At 39.9% G+C, this 22,675-nt stretch carries 14 protein-coding genes, 1 tRNA gene and 2 rRNA genes (1 of these 17 cut by a window edge); 3 read left to right on the top strand and 14 right to left on the bottom strand.

Translation table 11 applies throughout. The annotated features are described in order from the left end of the window. The 8 genes from IGJ87_RS07995 to IGJ87_RS08030 all read right to left on the bottom strand — a co-directional run. Window positions 1–750 (bottom strand): 23S ribosomal RNA (locus tag IGJ87_RS07995) (it extends 2,165 nt beyond the left edge of the window). A 292-nt stretch (window positions 751–1,042) separates the two neighbouring features. Beyond that, window positions 1,043–1,115 (bottom strand) — tRNA-Ala (locus IGJ87_RS08000). 76 nt (window positions 1,116–1,191) lie between these two features. Continuing rightward, window positions 1,192–2,751 (bottom strand): 16S ribosomal RNA (locus IGJ87_RS08005). The 16S and 23S rRNA genes sit together here with 1 tRNA gene alongside, the layout of an rRNA operon. 684 nt (window positions 2,752–3,435) lie before the next feature. Then, entirely contained in the window at window positions 3,436–4,941 is a 1,506-nt protein-coding gene (locus tag IGJ87_RS08010) for a HAMP domain-containing sensor histidine kinase (RefSeq protein ID WP_104770846.1), read from the bottom strand. After that, a complete protein-coding gene (locus IGJ87_RS08015) occupies window positions 4,938–5,624 on the bottom strand; it encodes a response regulator transcription factor (protein ID WP_002290973.1) in 687 nt (228 codons plus the stop codon). Before IGJ87_RS08015 ends, IGJ87_RS08010 begins: the two co-directional genes overlap by 4 nt. Before the next feature lie 192 nt (window positions 5,625–5,816). Beyond that, window positions 5,817–7,238, bottom strand: coding sequence for an NADP-dependent phosphogluconate dehydrogenase (gene gndA, locus IGJ87_RS08020; protein WP_002295350.1), 1,422 nt, complete (start codon window positions 7,236–7,238; stop codon window positions 5,817–5,819). A gap of 169 nt (window positions 7,239–7,407) precedes the next feature. Beyond that, complete coding sequence (rpmF, locus tag IGJ87_RS08025) at window positions 7,408–7,587, bottom strand: 50S ribosomal protein L32 (protein ID WP_002290970.1); 180 nt, start codon at window positions 7,585–7,587, stop codon at window positions 7,408–7,410. A gap of 57 nt (window positions 7,588–7,644) precedes the next feature. Next, window positions 7,645–8,214 (bottom strand): YceD family protein, encoded by a 570-nt coding sequence (locus IGJ87_RS08030; RefSeq protein WP_002295352.1) that lies wholly within the window; start codon window positions 8,212–8,214, stop codon window positions 7,645–7,647. 185 nt (window positions 8,215–8,399) lie between these two features. On the opposite strand from IGJ87_RS08030, the gene IGJ87_RS08035 reads away from it, so the two are divergent. Further along, a complete protein-coding gene (locus tag IGJ87_RS08035) occupies window positions 8,400–9,302 on the top strand; it encodes a LysR substrate-binding domain-containing protein (protein ID WP_002319209.1) in 903 nt (300 codons plus the stop codon). 34 nt (window positions 9,303–9,336) lie between these two features. On the opposite strand, the gene pyk is transcribed toward IGJ87_RS08035, so the two are convergent. The 3 genes from pyk to dnaE all read right to left on the bottom strand — a co-directional run bounded on the left by pyk (window position 9,337) and on the right by dnaE (window position 15,639). Further along, window positions 9,337–11,121: a pyruvate kinase gene (gene pyk, locus IGJ87_RS08040; RefSeq protein WP_002295355.1), complete on the bottom strand. Its 1,785-nt coding sequence runs from the start codon at window positions 11,119–11,121 to the stop codon at window positions 9,337–9,339. 73 nt (window positions 11,122–11,194) lie between these two features. Next, entirely contained in the window at window positions 11,195–12,157 is a 963-nt protein-coding gene (gene pfkA, locus IGJ87_RS08045; RefSeq protein ID WP_002304759.1) for a 6-phosphofructokinase, read from the bottom strand. A gap of 167 nt (window positions 12,158–12,324) precedes the next feature. Further along, window positions 12,325–15,639, bottom strand: a complete 3,315-nt coding sequence (gene dnaE / locus IGJ87_RS08050; protein WP_002325491.1) for a DNA polymerase III subunit alpha — start codon at window positions 15,637–15,639, stop codon at window positions 12,325–12,327. 230 nt (window positions 15,640–15,869) lie between these two features. Between dnaE and IGJ87_RS08055 the strand changes: the two genes are divergently transcribed. After that, entirely contained in the window at window positions 15,870–16,055 is a 186-nt protein-coding gene (locus IGJ87_RS08055; protein WP_002295359.1) for a YjzD family protein, read from the top strand. A 61-nt stretch (window positions 16,056–16,116) separates the two neighbouring features. Here the strand turns inward: IGJ87_RS08055 and IGJ87_RS08060 are convergent, their stop codons facing one another. Together IGJ87_RS08060 and IGJ87_RS08065 are read right to left on the bottom strand one after the other, a co-directional pair. Further along, window positions 16,117–17,313, bottom strand: coding sequence for a multidrug efflux MFS transporter (locus IGJ87_RS08060; protein ID WP_002290958.1), 1,197 nt, complete (start codon window positions 17,311–17,313; stop codon window positions 16,117–16,119). A 169-nt stretch (window positions 17,314–17,482) separates the two neighbouring features. Beyond that, on the bottom strand, window positions 17,483–18,919 hold the full coding sequence (locus IGJ87_RS08065; RefSeq protein ID WP_002298256.1) for an NCS2 family permease: 1,437 nt from the start codon (window positions 18,917–18,919) through the stop codon (window positions 17,483–17,485). Between the two features lie 292 nt (window positions 18,920–19,211). Between IGJ87_RS08065 and IGJ87_RS08070 the strand changes: the two genes are divergently transcribed. Further along, entirely contained in the window at window positions 19,212–20,021 is an 810-nt protein-coding gene (locus tag IGJ87_RS08070; protein ID WP_002296740.1) for a Cof-type HAD-IIB family hydrolase, read from the top strand. 430 nt (window positions 20,022–20,451) lie between these two features. Here IGJ87_RS08070 and IGJ87_RS08075 read toward each other — a convergent pair whose 3' ends face one another. Further along, window positions 20,452–22,605 carry a peptidoglycan D,D-transpeptidase FtsI family protein gene (locus IGJ87_RS08075; protein WP_002287654.1) on the bottom strand — a complete coding sequence of 718 codons (2,154 nt, stop codon included), beginning with the start codon at window positions 22,603–22,605 and terminating at the stop codon, window positions 20,452–20,454. Between the last annotated feature and the right edge of the window lie 70 nt (window positions 22,606–22,675).

A 22,675-nucleotide genomic window follows, 5' to 3' on the forward strand; every position in this document is an offset into this window, starting at 1 on the left:
GCACCTTCAACCTGGACATGGGTAGATCACATGGTTTCGGGTCTACGACTACATACTCAAACGCCCTATTCAGACTCGCTTTCGCTGCGGCTCCGTCTCTTCAACTTAACCTCGCATGCAATCGTAACTCGCCGGTTCATTCTACAAAAGGCACGCCATCACCCATTAACGGGCTTTGACTTGTTGTAGGCACACGGTTTCAGGTTCTATTTCACTCCCCTTCCGGGGTGCTTTTCACCTTTCCCTCACGGTACTGGTTCACTATCGGTCACTAGGGAGTATTTAGCCTTGGGAGATGGTCCTCCCGGATTCCGACGGAATTTCTCGTGTTCCGCCGTACTCAGGATCCTCCTAGGTGTCTTCCACATTTCGTCTACGGGGTTTTTACCCTCTTTGACTGACTTTTCCAAGTCATTCGACTATCTGAAAGAACTACCATATTGGAGTCCTACAACCCCAACAAGCAAGCTTGCTGGTTTGGGCTTTTCCCGTTTCGCTCGCCGCTACTCAGGGAATCGAATTTTCTTTCTCTTCCTGCAGGTACTTAGATGTTTCAGTTCTCTGCGTCTACCTCGAATGTGCTATGTATTCACACAATCGTAACATCCTATTAAAGATGCTGGGTTCCCCCATTCGGAAATCTCTGGATCATAGCTTACGTACAGCTCCCCAAAGCATATCGGTGTTAGTCCCGTCCTTCATCGGCTCCTAGTGCCAAGGCATCCACCGTGCGCCCTTATTCACTTAACCTTATCAACCTTGCGGTTGGGTTTTGACCCTTCTTCTAGCGATAGAAGTTAGATCAAGAAAATAAGCAATTGAACTTATTAAAAAACTCTATCCAGCTCACAAATCAGCCTGTGCGGTAAAAAGATCGATCGTCTCATAAAATCAAAGATTTTATGGCCGTCCGCCTATTTTGCTTCAGGCTAAACAATTTGTTCAGCTTTCAAATTCAACGCGGTGTTCTCGGTTTATATTACTTACATTTACTTCAAATATCCAGTTTTCAATGAACAAATTTAACAACTAATGTTGTTAATGGAGCCTAGCGGGATCGAACCGCTGACCTCCTGCGTGCAAAGCAGGCGCTCTCCCAGCTGAGCTAAGGCCCCGTTTTAAATTGAGAGTAAACCTCTCAAAACTGAACAAAGTAAAAACAAATTGTGTAGTCTCCGTAATATTCCTTAGAAAGGAGGTGATCCAGCCGCACCTTCCGATACGGCTACCTTGTTACGACTTCACCCCAATCATCTATCCCACCTTAGGCGGCTGGCTCCAAAAGGTTACCTCACCGACTTCGGGTGTTACAAACTCTCGTGGTGTGACGGGCGGTGTGTACAAGGCCCGGGAACGTATTCACCGCGGCGTGCTGATCCGCGATTACTAGCGATTCCGGCTTCATGCAGGCGAGTTGCAGCCTGCAATCCGAACTGAGAGAAGCTTTAAGAGATTAGCTTAGCCTCGCGACTTCGCAACTCGTTGTACTTCCCATTGTAGCACGTGTGTAGCCCAGGTCATAAGGGGCATGATGATTTGACGTCATCCCCACCTTCCTCCGGTTTATCACCGGCAGTCTTGCTAGAGTGCCCAACTGAATGATGGCAACTAACAATAAGGGTTGCGCTCGTTGCGGGACTTAACCCAACATCTCACGACACGAGCTGACGACAACCATGCACCACCTGTCACTTTGCCCCCGAAGGGGAAGCTCTATCTCTAGAGTGGTCAAAGGATGTCAAGACCTGGTAAGGTTCTTCGCGTTGCTTCGAATTAAACCACATGCTCCACCGCTTGTGCGGGCCCCCGTCAATTCCTTTGAGTTTCAACCTTGCGGTCGTACTCCCCAGGCGGAGTGCTTAATGCGTTAGCTGCAGCACTGAAGGGCGGAAACCCTCCAACACTTAGCACTCATCGTTTACGGCGTGGACTACCAGGGTATCTAATCCTGTTTGCTCCCCACGCTTTCGAGCCTCAGCGTCAGTTACAGACCAGAGAGCCGCCTTCGCCACTGGTGTTCCTCCATATATCTACGCATTTCACCGCTACACATGGAATTCCACTCTCCTCTTCTGCACTCAAGTCTCCCAGTTTCCAATGACCCTCCCCGGTTGAGCCGGGGGCTTTCACATCAGACTTAAGAAACCGCCTGCGCTCGCTTTACGCCCAATAAATCCGGACAACGCTTGCCACCTACGTATTACCGCGGCTGCTGGCACGTAGTTAGCCGTGGCTTTCTGGTTAGATACCGTCAAGGGATGAACAGTTACTCTCATCCTTGTTCTTCTCTAACAACAGAGTTTTACGATCCGAAAACCTTCTTCACTCACGCGGCGTTGCTCGGTCAGACTTTCGTCCATTGCCGAAGATTCCCTACTGCTGCCTCCCGTAGGAGTTTGGGCCGTGTCTCAGTCCCAATGTGGCCGATCACCCTCTCAGGTCGGCTATGCATCGTGGCCTTGGTGAGCCGTTACCTCACCAACTAGCTAATGCACCGCGGGTCCATCCATCAGCGACACCCGAAAGCGCCTTTCAAATCAAAACCATGCGGTTTTGATTGTTATACGGTATTAGCACCTGTTTCCAAGTGTTATCCCCTTCTGATGGGCAGGTTACCCACGTGTTACTCACCCGTTCGCCACTCTTCTTTTTCCGGTGGAGCAAGCTCCGGTGGAAAAAGAAGCGTTCGACTTGCATGTATTAGGCACGCCGCCAGCGTTCGTCCTGAGCCAGGATCAAACTCTCATAAAAAGTTCGAACAATCTTGCGATTGTTAAGCTCAATTTGTTTGCTAGCATATTGCTTGCTTATTAAAAATGTTTGTTGTCTTGAATTGAATCAAGACGCCCTACACATTTGGTTTATCTTACTTTGTTCAGTTTTCAAAGGTCTAATCTTTTTGTTTCAACAACTCTTTAATCTTATCAGATTCAAAAGAGAATGTCAACAACTTCTTTGTTTATTTTTTCTAAACGTCTTTATCACTCATTAGCAGTGACTTGATTATCATATCATCTTTATTGTTATTTGTCAATAACTTTTTTGAAGTTTTTTTCGATAAAATCAAGCTTTATTAGCTATCTCATTTAAACGACTTCGTTATCATAACATGACATCAAAAGTGCGTCAACACTATTTTTTATAATTTTTAGCGACACCTTAAAGGAATCATTTAGAACAAATAATAATATAGCAATCTCTTTATAAAATTGCAATAGAAAATTCCCTATTTTTATTTATTATTTTTAAACACGAATATTACAGTATTTTATTGTTTTTTCGTTCATCTAAAAGCTACTTACATTTAATTAACGGATGTTATTCTATTTAATTGTTCGCTAGTTTTTTATAATGACATCCCTGAATTTCTCACTTGCTTGTATTTTGTACCTTATTCTTTGTTGGATATATAAAAAGACAAGTAAAGCACATGCTTTACTTGTCTTCTGCCTTTGCGATAGGAATAAAGATTCTAAAAATTGTCCCTTGCCCTACTACACTTTCTGCTAAGATACGTCCTTTATAGTTTTCAACCAGTTGTTTAGCGATAGACAACCCCAGACCATTTCCACCCTTCGTTCTAGCTCTTGCTTTATCCACTCGATAAAAACGATTGAAGATCTTATTAAGGTCTTCTTTGGGTATTCCTTCGCCAAAGTCCTGAATCGCGATCTCAAATTCATTCAGAGTGGAAGAAATAGAGATATGGACTTCTTTTCGTGTAGTTGAATACTTTACTGCGTTATCCAATATGATAATGATTAATTGTTCAAAGTGATTACGATAAATTTGCAGGGTCACTTCTTTTGTCAAATCATCATCTAAAGTGATCACATAGTCTGGATATAATATCTTGAAATTATTATAAACTTGATAGGTGACTTCTTTTCCTTTAGTTGTTTCATTCGCATAATGAACATCTACTTGTTCTGCTCTTGATAAGTCTAACATCTCTTGAACTAAGCTTTTCATACGGCTGATTTCTTGCATGCTGGCGCTTAATGATTCTTCTAATATCTCAGGATCATCTTTCCCCCAACGATTTAGCAGACTAAGATGCCCTTCAATAATTGCAACAGGTGTCCTTAACTCATGAGATACGTCTTCCACGAATTGCTCTTGTTGTTCAATATACAAACGCATACGGTCAAGCATCTCATTGAATATTTCAGCTAAATCTGCCAATTCATCATTTGTGTCGATTTCAGGCATGTGGATATCTGATTGCGGATCTTTACCTATAGTATCCATTGTATCTCTGAGTACCTTGAGTGGTTTTAAGAAATAAGAAGATAAAAAGAAACCTAAAATACTACTTAAGATCAAAGAAACAACTTCTAAAACAATAAGAGTCAATAATAGCTTATTTCGGATATCATAGAAAGAAGATAATTCATAGAAGCTTTGCGCATAGCCAATCTTTTCTCTTGTACCTTTAGAATATATAGGCTGGATAGATAAAAAGCCAGTTTTTCCTTCTAGTGTAACGATCGTTGGCACTTTACGAGTAGTCTGAATCAGGTTTCGACTGTTTTCATGGGTTTTAAAAATCAAGTTCTCGTCCAAATCATAAACATAAAGACCCATTGATGGCTGCCCTAGCTCAGCTATAAAGGAATCGATCTTCATTAAGTTTCCTTCGACCAGTGAAGTATGATTTACGACCTCATCTCCGTCATTTGTCGCTTTCGTCAGATTACGATACGTATTTACTAATGTCAGTTCTTCATCCGAGTTAGCCAAACGAGAAGCTACTTCTGAAATCGTACGCTCTACATTGTTTCTTTCTTTTGCCACAATCAGATTGATAGATGATTTATAGGTAATGACAGCGAAAATTGTAAACACAACGAATATGAAGAAAGAACTCGCAAAGGCCCACTTGATTGTCAAGGAGGGCCCTTTCAGTTCTCTTTTTTCCGATTTTTTCGGCTTTATCACGAGCGCATCACATAACCTGTTCCGCGTACAGTTTGGATATAGCTTTCCTCCCCGGGAACGTCAATTTTGTTGCGAAGATAACGAATATATACGTCCACTACGTTTGTTTCAACTTCTGTTTCGTATCCCCACACTTTATTTAGTAAAACGTCACGTGCTAATACCACGTTCACGTTTTCCATTAAAGTAAGCAGCAACTCGTATTCTCTTTTTGTTAGTTCAATTACTTCATTTCCGCGACGTACGACACGGTTTTCTTTTTCGATAGTCAAATCGCGATAAGTAATAGTAGTTTGTTTAGCCACATTTTTATCGCCTTCAATATCGATTCGACGCAACAATGCACGAAGACGTGCTAATAATTCTTCGATAGCAAATGGTTTGACGATGTAGTCATCTGCTCCGTGGTCAAGTCCAGATACACGATCGATCACAGAATCTCTTGCAGTCATCATAATGATTGGTGTATTTTTGACTTGGCGTACACGTCTGCAGACTTCTAAACCGTTCAATTCTGGGAGCATCAGATCCAACAATATGGCATCCCACTCATTATTTAATGCCGCATCTAAACCAGTTCGGCCGTTGTAGTGGACTTCTGCGTTATACCCTTCATGCTTCAACTCTAGCTCGACAAATCGTGCCAAGTTCTTTTCATCTTCAATGATTAGAATATTGCTCATTTATTATTTTATCCTTTCTATTCTACTGGCTTTTTAAAAACTCTATCATTATACCGATAATATGCTTAAAAATCTATAGTCATTTTATCATGGATAGCAATTTTAAAAAAGAGCTGAAGTCTACTCATAACAATCGACTTCAGCTCTTTCGTCCTCTTTTTATTTTCTCATTTCCTAACAGCCGAAAGACTATTATTCTTCATGGTACCATGAGTAATGGAAGATTCCTTCTTTGTCGACACGTTCATAGGTATGTGCGCCAAAGTAATCGCGTTGGGCTTGGATTATATTTGCAGGCAGACGTTCTGCTCTGTATGAATCGAAGTAAGCGATGGCTGATGAGAAAGTCGGTACAGGTACGCCAGCTTGGACAGCCAAGGCAACGACGTCTCTGACTGATTGCTGATATTTTTTCGTGATTTCAACGAAGTAATCATCTAGCAATAAATTTTCGATCTCAGGATTTTTGTCATAGGCATCCGTAATTTTTTGCAAGAATCGAGCTCGGATGATACATCCAGCGCGCCAGATTTTTGCGATTTCACCAAATGGCAAGTCCCAATCAAATTCTTTTGAAGCGACACGTAATTGAGCAAATCCTTGGGCATAACTCATGATTTTACTGAAATACAACGCTTCTCGGATTTTTTCGACCAATTCTTTTTTGTCTCCCGTGAACTCAAAATCGTTCGTACGAGATAAAATCTTGCTTGCTTGTACGCGTTCTTCTTTATAAGCAGAAATATAGCGGGCAAATACAGATTCAGTGATCAATGGAAGTGGCACACCTAAGTCAAGCGCGCTTTGGCTTGTCCATTTACCTGTTCCTTTATTCCCAGCTGCATCAAGGATCACATCTACTACTGGTTTACCTGTTCCTTCATCGTCTTTACGTGTCAGAATGTCAGCAGTGATTTCTATCAAATAGCTGTCTAATTCGCCTTGATTCCATTCTTTAAAGATATCAGCCATTTCTTCTACTGAAAGGTTTAAAATATTCTTCATTAAGTCATAAGATTCAGCAATCAGTTGCATATCTCCATACTCAATACCGTTGTGTACCATTTTCACATAATGTCCGGCTCCATTTGGGCCAATATATGTGACACATGGTGCTCCGTCTTCTGCTTTTGCAGAAATTTGCTCTAAGATTGGTGCAACTAGCGCATAGGCTTCTTTTTGTCCACCAGGCATGATTGAAGGTCCTTTTAAAGCTCCTTCTTCACCACCGGAAACGCCTGTACCGATAAAGTTGATGCCAGAGTTGGCTAACTCTTCATTACGACGCATCGTATCTTTAAAGAATGTATTTCCTCCGTCAATCAAAATATCGCCTTTATCAAGGTGAGGAAGTAATTCTTGGATTGTTGCATCTGTTGCCGGTCCTGCTTTGACCATTAGCAAGATCCGACGTGGTTTCTCGATAGATTCTACAAATTCTTCGATTGTATATGTTGCTTTGAAATTTTTATCTGGGTGTTCTTCTACTACAGCGGTTGTTTTAGCCCCTGTACGATTGAATAAAGCCACTGAATAGCCGCGGCTTTCTATGTTCAAGGCTAGATTTTTACCCATAACGGCCATACCGACAACGCCGATTTGTTGTTTTGACATATGAACTCCTCCTACATACGGGATTTCTCCCTAATCTCTTACATTATAGCTTAACACGGCTACATTGCAAACTAAAGAACAACATATTTTTTATTTACCGACTACAAAAAAATAAACCTCAAGGCTCCATGGTTAGCCTTGAGGTTTTACATTTTCTAATTAAAATGTATTAAGCTTCTTTTGACATTACGTCCTTACCATCATAGTAACCACAATTTGCACATACGTGATGGCTTTTTTTCATTTCACCACAGTTTGGACATTCGTTTAACCCTTTGATTGTCAATTTGTAGTGTGTACGACGTTTTGCTTTTTTAGCTTTTGATGTTCTTCTAGCTGGTACTGCCATTTTGCTACACCTCCTTGTAAAGTCTTGTATCTAAATTAGACACAATATATTCCAATCTTACTTGTTATCGTCGTCTTTTGATTTAGAATCAAAAAGTTCAGATAGTTTTGCAAGACGAGGATCAATTTTATTCTCGGCTTCTTCCATTTTTCTGCGCTGGTATTCTTCTTCGGAAACAACTTCCCAATCATTGCCTTTTGGAAGTTCTGTTGCTGCTTCCTCTTCTTTTGTCAATACCCGCATTGGAATCGCCAATAAGATGTTGTCTTCAATCGACTCTGCTAAATTCAATAATGGACCTTCAATTAGCAAAATCTCATCCGCAGACATTTGTTCATCTCTACTTTGGAATTGTTCTTCTGTCATGAATACTTCGTCTACAGAAAAATCCATGGGCAGTTCAACAGGTTCTAGTGAACGTGTTGAAGGAACTGTCAAAGTCGTCTGCACAGTGTAATGAACGATATAGCCTTTCTTATCAACTGAGACCAAACCTTCGACTTCCACTGGCGCAACATCAAGTATTAAATTGTCTCGCTTCATGAGAGCGGCTTTCAAGTCGAGCGTCTCATGAAAAGTTAACGGTGTCTCCTGGTATTTTCTCAATTCCAATAAAGACCATTTCATTTTTCATCACTCCTAAGCAACAAAAGCAATTATACAGGGCAAAAAGCATGTTGTCAATGAAATTTTCTTGACACCTTGCAGTTCATAAAAAAACAGAAAAATCTTTATTAGAAAGCCTCTGTTTGCTATCACCCTCAGAATCATTTACAATAATCATTATTCCATTAAAGGAGCGGATGATCTTCATGAACACGAAAGATATCGAATACTATGTCCAAATCGTCAAACAAAAAAACTTTACGAAAGTGGCTAATTATTTCCGTGTGAGCCAACCTACTATTACATATGCATTACAACGTCTTGAAAAAGAGTTTGATACCGTACTTATTACAAGAGATCGATCGCATCACGATTTAATCGTCACGCCTTCTGGAAAGCAGCTGTTTCTCCATGCACAAACCATTCTCCAAGAGATTTCTACTGCAAGAGCTGAAATCACTCAGTTGCAAAAGAAAAAGCTTCGTTTTGGGATGCCTCCTATTATCGGCAATGAATACTTTCCTAAACTGTCAAGTTACTTTATCAAGCATGAATTGATGAATCAAATTGAGATTACCGATGGAGGCTCTCGGGACTTATACGGGATGATCCGACAAGGGAGGATCGATTTAGCTGTATTAGGCTCAACACAGCCAATCGTGGATCAATATTTAGAAACAGAGTTACTTTTGGACAAACGTTTCATGATCGTCGTGCCACCTACACATCCTCTTTCCAAGCAGGATACTGTCTCTTTCAAAGATATAGCAGATGAACAGTTTGTACTATTGAACGAACATTATGTCCACCCCGCAGCATTCACTAAGCTTTCTAAACAAACACATACTCATCCAAAAGTTGTTTATCAAAGCAATGACTTGACGATTTTAAAGAGTATGGTCCGAGAAAATGTGGGTATCGGTTTTTTGGCAGAGATTGCTGTCCATCCTGAAGATCATTTAGTTTGCCTCCCTCTTTCAGATGAAGTTCAGCCTCGCTTCTTGATTTCATTGGCAAAACGAACACAGCAGATCGTCACGCCTCTTCAAGAACAAGTAGTCCAAGTTATCCATGAATTCGTTACAGCACAAAAAAACAGCTCTTCGTAAAAGAAGAGCTGTTTTTATTTTTTATTAAGCTAAATTAGATAGCTGTTGTTTCGCCACGGTAAACGATGCCGCGACGTGAATCAACGGTAATCAATTCACCTTCTGTAATTGTTGTTGTTGCGCCTTTAGCACCAACGATTACAGGAATATCTTGTGCAATTCCTACAACTGCAGCGTGAGAAGTCAATCCGCCTTCTTCAACGATAACAGCAGCTGCTTTTTCGATTGCAGGCATATATTCTTTGTCAGTTGATGGTACAACTAGAACCATTCCGTCTTTTGCTTTTTTTACAGCTTCTTCAGCAGATGAAGCAATAACTGCATTTGCAACGACAGATTTTTGTCCAACGCCTTGAGCTTCTAATAATTTAGAACCAATCATTTGAATTTTCATCACGTTAGTTGTTCCGCGTTCACCAACTGGTACACCAGCAGTGATCAAGATTAAATCGCCTTCTGATGCGAAACCTAATTCAACAGCTTTTTTAGCTGCTAGTTCAAACATTTCATCAGTTGTTGATGGTTTTTCAGCAACTGTTGGGTAAACGCCCCAGTTTAACATCAAACCACGTTTTGTGCGTTCGTCAAAAGTAACAGCCAAGATATCTGCATCTGGACGATATTTTGAAATCATTTTTGCAGTGTATCCTGATTCAGTTGCAGCAACGATTGTTTTCACGCCTAGATTTTTTGCAGCACGAGCTACAGATAAACCGATTGTTTCAGTTACATCTGTTTTATCGAATTCGTTCAATTGGAATGTACCTAATTCTGATAATGCATTTTCAGCTTCTTGGTCGATACGTGCCATTGTTGAAACAGCTTCAACTGGGTAGTCCCCGTTTGCAGATTCACCAGATAGCATTGTTGCATCTGTGCCATCAAATACAGCGTTAGCAACGTCAGAAGCTTCCGCACGTGTTGGACGTGGGTTTTCTTGCATTGATTCTAACATTTGTGTAGCAGTGATAACTGGGATACCAGCAGCATTACATTTTTTGATGATGCGTTTTTGAACCATTGGTACTAGTTCAGCTGGGATTTCAACACCCATATCTCCGCGGGCAATCATAACACCGTCAGAAACTTTGATGATTTCGTCAATGTTGTCGATACCTTCTTGAGATTCGATTTTAGGGAAGATTTGAACATGAGTCATGTCTTTTTCTTCTAAGATTTCGCGGATATCTAGAACGTCTTGTGCTTTACGTACAAAACTTGCAGCGATAAAGTCGATATCGTTGTCTAAACCAAAACGAATATCGTCAGCATCTTTTGGAGTAATACCTGGCAAACTAATAGAAACGCCTGGTGCATTTACCCCTTTACGTGATCCTAGCATACCTGCATTTTTAACTTCTACGACTAATTCACGGTTTGCTTCGTCTTTTTCAATGATTTGCATATCGATCAAACCATCATCAAATAAAATGTGTCCACCAACGTGAACATCGTCAAATAATCCTGGGTAAGTAACCGCGATTTTTTCTTTTGAACCTACATGTTCAGGATCCATAGAGATGCGTGTTTGATCTCCTACTTCAAATTTGATGTATCCTGCACGACCAAAATCAGCTTCTGTTGTGCCTTGAACAGTTGTACGGATTTCAGCTCCTTTTGTATCTAAAAGAATACCGACATCTTTTCCTGTCTTTTTAACTGCTTCACGGACCATAGTCATACGTGATAATTGTTCTTCATGGTCACCATGAGAAAAGTTAAAGCGGAAGACATTTGCCCCAGATTCAATCAATTGAGAAATAATTTCTACTGAGTTACTTGCTGGTCCTAATGTACTAACGATTTTGGTTTTTTTCATTTAAAAAACTCTCCCATTCAATTTTGTTTATTTAAAGCTGTACACAGCTTAAATAGCTTGGTTTCTTTCACTCTTAAAATGAAAGTGAATTATTTAGATCATATAGTGATAAGTCTGGTTTATGTTTGTTGTTTTCAAGTGTATCAATGATGTCAGACGCAACGATTTCGTTGTCATGGATACCGACACATAATCCACCTTTTCCTTCTTGAAGCAATTCGACAGCGTAAGCACCGAATTTACTTGCCAACACGCGGTCGCGTGCGCTTGGTGCTCCGCCACGGACAACGTGTCCCAAGATAGATACACGTGTATGATAGTCGCCAAATTCTGAAAGTTTCTCAGCGAATTCATTTCCGCCCATTACACCTTCAGCCAAGATGATCAAGCAATGTTTCTTCCCGCGATCGCGGCCTTCTTGGATTTTTTTAGCAACTGAAGCCATATCAAAATCATGTTCTGGGATGATGATTTCATCCGCTCCGCCAGCCACACCTGACCATAAAGCGATGTCTCCTGCATTGCGTCCCATTACTTCGATAACGAATGTACGAACATGAGAAGTCGCTGTGTCACGAATACGGTCAATTGATTCTAGTACTGTATTGATTGCTGTATCAAAACCGATTGTGAAATCAGTCCCAGGAATATCATTATCGATTGTTCCAGGAATACCTACTGCTGGGAAACCGCGTTTTGTCAAAGCCATTGCGCCATGATAAGAGCCGTCTCCTCCGATAACCACTAGACCTTCGATTCCGAATTTTTTCAATTGTTCGATTCCTTTTAATTGACCTTCTTCAGTTGCAAATTCTGGATAACGTGCAGAATACAAGAATGTACCACCACGTTGGATCTTGTCACCTACATCTGCCACATCAAGACGACGAATATCTCCAGCAACTAAACCGGCAAAACCATAATTGATCCCGTATACTTCCAGTCCTTCGTAAATACCTTTACGAACAACGGCACGAACAGCTGCATTCATTCCAGGTGCGTCTCCGCCACTGGTCAAAATTCCGATGCGTTTCATAATAAACATTCACCTCATTAAAATACTTTATCCTAAGTATGACTTAGGTTTACAACCATTTTTGCGTTAACCACGACTAACATTCTAACATTATTTTTCTCACTTGTCTTGATTTACGGATAAAAAAATGAAAAAAAATGAAAGCAAGTAGTATTTTTTACCGTAAGTTATTTGAAAACCACATTATCTTCGCCAAGCAGATAAATAAGTTGCCCCTTTATACTCTTGCTGTCATCCACCCAATAAGCATCTGACAGAACTACTTTTCGTTGCGTTTTTTCGTGATACATAACTACTGGTATATATCCTGGGTGTTTCTGAAAAATCACTTGTAATTGTTTCATTATCTCGGGATCTTCTCGTTCTTCTGTAATACGCAAATAGCAAGTTTGCGAAGGATACTGGGCTTCTAACTGGTTAGGATCAGCAAAGCTTTCTCCAATTAGTTGCAGTTCCTGATTATATTTGCTGATTTCGCTCCGCCCTTGAACAAAGATCACTCGATCAACGGCAAACAAATTACGATATTTACGATAAAGAGTTGGAAAAACTGTGACAGAAATTTCTCCACTACTGTCGGTTCCTTCAACAAAGGCCATCAGTTCTCCTTTTTTTGTCCGAATTTCTCTAACTTCCTTGATCATCACTAATAAATTGACTGGTTGATTAGGGACGATATCTGTAATCAGCTGAACTTGTTTAGCTAAACGAAGACGATCAAACCCTTCTGCAGGATGACCTGACAAATAAATACCTAAGTACTCCTCTTCCAGCTTCAAGCGTTCTTCTAGTGTATAGTCAGCGACTTCTTCTTCTTTTAATGCCATGATTCCCAGCAAGTCAAGACTTCCACCACTGTAAACGATATTTTGGATTTTTCCTTCGAGATCAAGCATCAATTGTTTCCTGTTAGGAGATAATTCATCAAAAACGCCTACTGCTGTCAGTGATTGCAGTAACTCTAATTTCAGCCAACGCTTATCGATCCGTATGAGGAATTGATCCACTGACTGGAACGGGCCATTTTGTTTTCTTTCGTTTAATATATCTTCTACAAAATCACGCCGAATACCTTTTATCGCTGTCAGTCCGAATCTGATTTCTTCCTTATTGACCAACTCAAAACTGGAATTACTTTGATTAATGGACGGCGAGGAAAGTTTGAGTTTATTTTTACGTGCTTCTGCAATATATTCTTTCAATTTTGATGTGTTATGCCGAACAGAATTCATCAGGCTGGTAAAGAAAGCACCTGGATGATGGGCTTTTAGATACGCCATTTGGAATCCCACGAATGAATAAGCAAATGCATGTGACCGATTGAATCCATAGTTTGCAAATTTTTCGATATATTCATATACGGTCGCTGCTGTTTTTTCCGAATATCCCTGTTGTAATGCTCCTGATACAAAATGCGACTTTTCTTCATCTAATACGTCTTTTTTCTTTTTACTCACTGCCCGTCGCAGAATATCTGACTGCCCTAATGTAAATCCAGCCATAGTCGAGGCGATCTGCATGATTTGTTCCTGATAGACGATCACTCCATATGTGTTTTTCAAAATCGGGATCAGTGAATCATCTGGGTAGCGAATGGCTTCTTTTCCTTTCTTCCTGGCAATGAAGGTATCTATATTTTGCATAGGGCCTGGTCGATACAATGCATTGACTGCGGCAATATCTTCGATGTTTTCTGGACCTAATCTTCGTAAAACGTTCCGGATACCAGCAGATTCAAATTGAAATACTCCTGAGGTTTCGCCTCGTTGAAACAAGAGCAGCGTTTTTGCATCATTTAGCGGGATCTCTTTTAATCGGATCTCATACCCTTCTACTCGCTTAACAGCTTTCAAAGTAAAATCAATAATCGATAAGTTGCGTAGTCCTAAAAAGTCCATTTTCAAAAGACCGATTGCTTCTACCTCATTCATCGTATACTGGGTCAGAAAAGCTTCATCAGAACCGCGTTGGAGCGGAACTAGTTCAAGTAGATTCTTATCGCTGATAACTACACCTGCTGCGTGAGTCGAAACATGTCTTGGCAATCCTTCTAAAATCACTGCAGTTTTGAATAAAAGTTGGTTTTTTTCGCTTGCCTGAACTAATTCTACTAATTGATGCGAAGTTTTATAAGCTTGGGTCAATGTGATTTTCAATTGATTGGGTATTGCTTTTGACCAGCGGTTTGCTTCACTTTGCGATAAACCAAACACTCTAGCTGCATCTCTAAGAACCATTTTTGCTGCCATTGTGCCAAATGTTGCGATTTGTGCCATATGATATTGTCCATACTTTTCTCGAACATAATTCAATACTTCTTCACGTCGATTGTCAGGAATATCCAAATCGATATCTGGCATCGTAAAGCGTTCGGGGTTTAAAAAGCGTTCGAACAGCAAATCATATTCTAATGGATCCACATCTGTGATTTCTAACACATAGGCTACTAATGAACCCGCAGCAGAACCACGACCTGCACCGGTAACGATTTTGTTTCTATGAGCAAAAGCCATTACATCCCATACGATCAAGAAATAATCATCGAATCCCATTTGATGGATGACAGATAACTCGTAGTCCAAACGTTCTTGGTATTCCTTTGTATAATCAGTGATTCGGCGTTCCACTTGCGAATAGCATAACTCTCTTAAATATTCTCCAGCTTGTTTTCCATTAGGAACTGGATAATGCGGAAGTAATTTCTGATGGAACTGGAATTCAAATGAAATCGATTCAGCTAAACGCTGGGCGCCTATTACAGCTTGGGAAAGACCCGCTTTTTCGAATCGTTTGATCATTTCTTGTTCTGAAAGAAGATAGCCATTTGCTGTTAGTGGTAAAGATGCAGATAAATTTTCTAAAGGTATTTGGCTTCCATCTTTGATATGTTTCATCACTTCAAGTGCAAAAAGTTCTTCTTGTTGTAAACTAGCGATGGGATGTAATGCACAAAGCGAATAATTTTCTTTTATCACATACTGATACCATTCAGGCAATTGATCAGGCGTGTTTTCTGTCAAGCCGATATAAAAATTTCTAGTAAAAACATTTTCAAGTAAAAACTGCCAATGACCGAAAAAGTTATCCTCTTTATTGAAAGCCTCAGAAACAGAATGATTTGCCGGAACAACAAACGCTAGATGGTCGGTTTCTGTCATTTCTGCAAGTTCCAATTTTTCTTGGATCATTTTTCGGCTGGAAAGTTTCATCAGCTGCTGATAACCTATTTCATCTTTTGCGTACGCAAGCAAGCCATAATTTTTTTCTTCATAAGTATAACTAAGATGTAATCCAATGATTGGCTGTACTCCTTCTTCTACACAAATACGATAGAATTCAGGTGCACCGTATAAGACATCTTTATCCGTTATGGCTAATGAAGTGTAGCCTTGTTTTTTTGCTTCTTGTACATATTCTCGAATACGTATTGTACTTTGTAAAAGAGAATAAGAAGTAATTGTATAAAGTTGTGGGAAAAACATCTTGCATTCCGCCTTTTTTTTCGTTAAAATTCACTAGCGTTAAAAGGTTTGATCCTTTTACTTTCATTAAGATAGCAGGCGCTGAAGTTGATTATTCCACTTCATTTGCTTGCTTGTAATCTGTAGGAATGAGTTCTTTCGCAAGAACTCAAATTTTATTGAGATTTGGTCTCGTTTCTTTACATTCAAAGAAAATCTGGTAAAATTAAGATAGAAAAGAGGTGTTCTTTATGCGATATATCGTTACATTATTCTGGGCTGTCGTTCTAGGTCAAGTAGTCGGTTATATTGGTGCTGCATTAACAAGCGGAACATATGATTTTACTTTGACAACAATCATTTCATTCATTGCGGGTGTCATTATCCTTTTGATTGGTGCAGTTGCGCCAAGAAAAGAAACCTCTGCCCATTCGTAAAAAAACAGCCAAGAGCTTGAGATATCTCAAGCTCTTTTTTATTTTCTACTCCTCACCACCATTATAATCTGCTGCGAAGAACTTTACGAAAGTTGAATAAAGAAAGAAGAATATTTGACAGAACAAACAAACTTGTCACAATAAAAACAGCACTGTAATTATAAGCATGCGCGACTGTCGATCCTAGCATGGGACCTAAAACTTGTCCAAAGTTGCTAAACATCTGATTGTAGCTATAGATTCGGCTGACTCCTTCTTGAGGCGTAATCTTACTGATCAGTGTATTGACAGAAGGCATCAAAGCGCCAGTTGAAAAGCCTAAAATAAAGCGAAGTATACCTAATTGGAGCGGTGTAGTGACGAATGCCATAGGTAAATAACAGCAAAATGATAAAATGAGTCCTCCAATTAGAACTTTTTGATTCCCAATCTTATCCCCTAGTTTTCCTAGTTTCGGTGAAGAAAAGACAGCGGAAACACCAGCTATCGAAACAATCAAGCCGCTGACAAAAAGGATATTTTCTGTACTTCCGCTCAATTCACGAATATATAAGGTCAAAATAGGGCTGATCGTAGTGATTCCTATCTGTAAAATCAAGGTCGTAATGAAGAGACCGATCAAAATAGAGAGATGATCCATTTTTGAAAAAATTTCTTTGGTGCTTATCAGATCTTTTTTCTCGATTGGATGGAAATCTTCTTTGACTAAGAAGATGGTCAGCACCGTTGTGATCATCAACAAAGCCCCTGTGATCAAGAATACATTTTCCATACCAAACCACTGAGCCAGTGCACCGCCCATTGAAGGTCCGATCAGATTTCCAGCAATCGCTCCGGTAGACAACGTTCCTAACGCCCATCCGCTCTTTTCTCTAGGTGCCTGTGAAGCAATCATCGCTGTGGCATTTGGAATATATCCAGACAAAATCCCATTCCAAAACCGCATGATCAAAAGCCAATACGCGTTCGGTACAAAAGCCAAAGATCCCATTGTTAATGTCATCCCTGCTGCTGCACGGATCATCATGAGTTTTCGGCCTTTTCGATCAGCTAGATTTCCCCAGATTGGTGCAACCACGGCAGATGCGAAAGCAGTCACAGAGATTGCTAGTCCCGAAAACAATTCGATTTGATCTTTTGGTGTTCCTAGTTGCTCGACATAAACTGGTATGAATGGCATAACTAAACTAATACTTGCACCAGTGAAAAAACAGCCAATCCACGCAATCACTAAATTTTTTCTCCAATTAATCTCCATCTATCATCCCTCTTTCGTCTCTTTTATCATACCTATTTTCGAATAAACAAGCAACGATCTCGCCAGTAAAAAGAGAAAAATCCCGCAAAGGTCATTTTATATGTAACGTTCTTTTTATGTAAAACAAAAAGAGATCGGAACAAATACTGTTCCAATCCCTTCTCTTTAGTTAAATTGTTGCTAGAATGATGAAGTTGATAATGAATAAAATATCAACGATCCACAAAGCAACAGAAACTTCATTGTATTTTCCTTTGATTACTTTCACAATTGTATAGAAAATAAATCCTGCTGCAATCCCATAGGAAATGCTATAGCACAATCCCATAAAGATCGATGCAAAGAAGGCCGGTAAAGCTTCTTCCATATCTAGCCATTTGATGTCTGCAAAAGAAGCCATCATCATTACTCCAACTAAAATCAATGCTGGCGCAGTTGCTTGATTTGGTACAATGGCGATCAGTGGAGAGAATAAACTACTTAATGCGAATAGCACTGCCACTACTACTGAAGTCAAACCAGTACGTCCACCGGCCCCGATCCCAGCTGCAGATTCGACATAAGTTGTTGTATTCGATGTACCAAAGATAGCCCCCACGGAAGTAGCGATCGCATCGGCAAATAGTGCTTTATCCATTTTTGTTTTGAACCCACGACCATCTTCCAACGCGATCTCGTCTTCTTTTGAGAAAATGCCTGTGCGGCGTCCTGTACCGATAAATGTTCCGATCGTATCGAAAGTATCAGATAAACTGAATGCGATGATCGTCATCAATACTTGAGGAATCTTGGAAGAATCACTGAATAAAGATTGCATGCCTTCAGAGCCAAATGCTGCACCGAAAGTTGTTCCTAATTCTTTAAATGAATTACCTAACGAATTCGTTTGCCAATCAATGGAACTTAAATCAACAACCCCCATAAAGATACCAAGGACTGTGGTCGCTACGATACCGATAAGAATAGCCCCACGGACATTTTTTACAACTAAAATGGCTGTCAGTACCAAACCAATCACAGCCAATAAGATAGGAGCGTTGTCAAAGTTGGCTAACGCAGGGACGATTCCACCATTTATCGTAACATTTGTCGCTTTTCCGCCTTCAACGACAGAGCTCGAAATAGCTGACTGGTCTGCTGAAAAAGATAAGAATCCTGCATTTTTGATTCCGACATACGCAACGAAAATACCGATCCCGCCACCAATCGCATGTTGAAGACTTTCGGGAATCGCCCGAATAATCATTTTTCGAATATTTGTGACAGTAATAAAAATATTGATTAATCCGCAAATAAACACCATCGCCAAGGCTTGTTGCCAAGAATAACCAAGCCCAAAAACGACCGTAAAAGTGAAAAATGCGTTCAATCCCATACCTGGTGCCTGAGCATATGGTACATTTGCGAACAATCCCATTACCAGCGTACCAATAATCGATGCAATGATTGTCGCTAGAAATACTGCTTGGAAGGGCATACCTGATGCTGACAAAATCGTCGGATTTACGAATAAGATATAACTCATGGCAAAGAATGTCGTTACTCCCGCCATTATTTCAGTTGATACATTTGTATTGTTTTTCTTTAAACCGAAAAACTTTTCCATAAAAAGTTCCACTCCCTGAATTTTTTTCTGATGGAAAACTATAATAATAAAAAATAAGTAAAATAGGGCAAATCCATCGAACAATTTCAAATTATATAGACGTTTCATTCGCTTTTCAACGTTTTTTTAACAAAAAAAGCGAAAATAATACTTAACGTTCGTGTTTAGCTTGTGTTTAGCTATTTATATAGCCATAACTGTAGTTTTTGTTAGGAATAGCTGATTGCTCTTGTTAATTACCTAAAATATGCTAGACTAAAACAAATGCTAGTTGAGGAAGGAAGGACCCTTATTGAATAAAAAATTAATTGCCATCGATCTGGACGGAACTACCCTCAATCAAGATTCGATGATTACATCTAAAACAAAAGAGACTCTGAAAAAAGCAATCAATGCCGGTCATCATGTCAGTATTGCTACAGGACGCCCATTCCGAATGAGCCATCAGTTTTACCAACAATTAGAATTAACAACACCGATGGTTAATTTTAACGGCGCATTAGTACACATCCCTAATCAGCACTGGGATGGTGAAAGAGAAACGTTGATCAATCGTGAAATCGCTTTTGAAATCTTATCGCAAAAAAAGCAGCTAAATTTAGATTTTATCGCTGCTGAAAATCGTGATACTTTTTTTATTGACAGTTTTGATTTCTTTGATGAAAAAATTTTTGCTTCTTCTCGTCCAGGAGAGAAGAATTTGCTTTCTCCTAAAAATTTGACGACAAATCCTACGTCTTTGCTTGTCCGAACAGACAAACGTTTTGCAGGAGCTGTATCTGCTGAATTAACACGTCAATTTGGCAGTTATGTCGATGTTCGGACATGGGGTGGACCTACTGCCATCTTAGAGATTGTTTCAAAAGGAATCCAAAAAGCAAAAGGCGTGCAAGAGATTGCTAACTACCTGTCTATCGATCAAAAAGACGTCATTGCCTTTGGTGACGAGCATAATGATTTGGAATTGTTGGATTATGCAGGTTGGGGAGTAGCTATGGCTAACGGTACTGATCAACTCAAAGGCATTGCAAATGATGTCACTCCTTTGAGCAATCAGGAAGACGGTTTAGCTGTTTATCTGGAAAAACTACTTAAACTATAATAGAGAATTAGATTCCACAAAAAAGAGGTTGTGACAATTTTTGTCACAACCTTTTTTGCCGAGTAAACGGTGTTCTCCTGCCAACTCCTCAATCACAAGTCACAATATTCATAAAACATGAGAAGCTGTTTTTTTGAACTTGTTCCTTGTGACTCGGAGCTGAACGGCAGGCCCACGACCTCTTGATAAACGGCGTTCAATCAGCTGTCCTTCGGTATTAGCTCAAAAACGGCAAAATATGAGAAGCTATTTTTCCGTTTTGTTTCTCTAATACTCAGGTCAGGGCGCTGATTTCACAACCTCTTCCTTAAACGGTGTTCAAAAGCCAGTTTCTCGGTATGAAGTCAAATTTAAGCAAAAATGTGAGAAGCTATTTTCACAAAATTTTTCTTCATACTCGAAACTAAGCGGCTTTTTCACGACCTCTTTTTTATTTTGCCATGAACATATCATAATACGCGTCCATTATTTCTTTAGCAATCGTCAAGTTCATGTGGTCTTGTTCGTCTAATAAGTTCGGCAAGACAACACTGATGGCAATTTCCGGATTGTCTGTTGGTCCGTATGCCACGATATTACTATTGACTGTCGTAATATCTGGATGACCTTCCGCAACCGTTTCTGCAGTCCCTGTTTTTGCGGAAAGGTCCATTTTCGCACTGGCTAATGGTTTGGCTGTTGTGTAAGGATCGGTACCATGGACAACTTGGTGGAATCCTTCACGGAGGATCGCCATATTTTCTGCAGAAATATTGACCGTATTTTCTACTGTTGTGCCAATTTCTTTCTTCACTTCACCCAAGTTTCCATTTTCGTCATTGCCATAGATCGCTTTGACTAGGTGCGGCTGTACTCGTTTCCCGCCATTAGCGACTGTTGAAGCATATTGAGCTAATTGGATTGGTGTATATGTGTCAAACTGTCCAAATGCCAAATCGGTAAAGTTACCTGGAGTATACCATTCTTTGCCATTATCCGCATTGAACTTCTTCATATAATCAACAGAACGTGAGATCCCAGGAGATTCATTCGGCAAATCGATTCCAGTCGTTGTACCAAGACCAAACTCTTTGAAAGAGTCTCTCAATTGCTGATAAGCTTTAGCTTCTTCATCTAAACTAGGTAGTCCCATTCCAGGTGTATAGTCTAGTCCTAACATCTTTAACGCCACTTTGATCATATACGTATTAGAAGACAATTCCAATGCTTTGACTGCATCAAGAGCAACTTGTCCGCTTCGATTAAAGACAGAGCTTTTTTCTGAAGCACCTTGCAGACGAATCGGCTCATCAATCAAAACTTGATTTCCGCTGATCGCGTTACTTGCCCAGCCTGCTGTCAAAGTACCAGCCTTGACTACAGACCCTGGAGCAAAGGCGCTAGTAATCGTGCCTAAAGCATTCTCGGTGATTTCTTTGGAACCTTGTTCATGACTGAAACCAGTCATTGCTAGCACTTCTCCTGTCTGAGGATTCATAGCCACTGCATAAGCACCGGGCGAATACTGTGCTTTGCCGTTGTTGATCAATGTTTGATAATTCCTTTTCAAAATTTCTTCTACTTTTGATTGGAATTCTGCATTCATAGATAACATTAAATTAGAACCTTTTTCCCCAGAGAAGATTTCTTTTTGATTCGAAACATTTCCTTCATTATCAAGGGAAACTTCATATTGGGTTTTGGTTCCTTGCAGGACATCTTCATATTGTTTTTCCAAATAACTTTGTCCTACACGGTCATTCCGAGAATAACCTTTTGCTAGGTATTTCTCTGCTTCATCTGCTGGAAGTCCTTGCTTTTCAGTCGTCACACTGCCAAGAATACTTTTCAGTGAACTTGCTGCATTATATTCTCGTGTCCAGTCTGTGCCAGTCGAAACTCCTGGAAGTTCAGAAGCGCGTTCTGCCACAACAGCTAACTCTTGATCAGTAACACCAGAGTTTTTGATATAGACAGTGTTTAATTCATATGCACTATTCATCCGTTTAAAGATGGTAGCAATTTTTAATTGCTCCTCGTTTAAATTAATCTCATCAGCTGTGACTTTATTGACCATCGCACTATATTGTTCGCTGTTCCCTAATTGCTTTTCTTTTGCCGAAAGTCTTTTTGTGGCTTCTTTCAAATGTTTGGGGTCAGCCAGCCAAAAATCTTTTTTATCTCTATCTGTCAGATTTTCATCTACCGGAACATCGATCAGCGAGTTCAACTTCGTTGCGATTTCAAGCAAATCTTTAGCCGTAACTTGTGTTCCTCTCGTATATGTGATGGCCTGATTCGCTTTATTCGTGACTAAAGCTTTTCCTGTGGAGTCGTAGATCATTCCGCGAGGAGTACTTTCTTGGACCGTAATCGTAGAAGTAGACTTCACTCGCGCCTCCATCTCTTCGCCGTTCACGATCTGCAAATAACCCAATCTAGCAATCAACGCAACAAATAACGTAAATATAATGAAAAAAAGAAAATTTAAGCGAAAAGGAACATGGGACCGGCGAAACGTTTTGTTCTTAGGTTCTTGTGCACCTTTTCTTATTTTTTCTAACCAAGAAGTATTTAATATTTTTTTCATAAAATCTTTCATCATTTCCTATCCTTCCGCCTATTTACATTCATGCTTCATTGTACCCAAAAACTTCTTAATAAAAAAGAAAAAA

The organism is Enterococcus sp. DIV1411a, from assembly GCF_050531945.1.
GTDB lineage: Bacteria > Bacillota > Bacilli > Lactobacillales > Enterococcaceae > Enterococcus_B > Enterococcus_B faecium.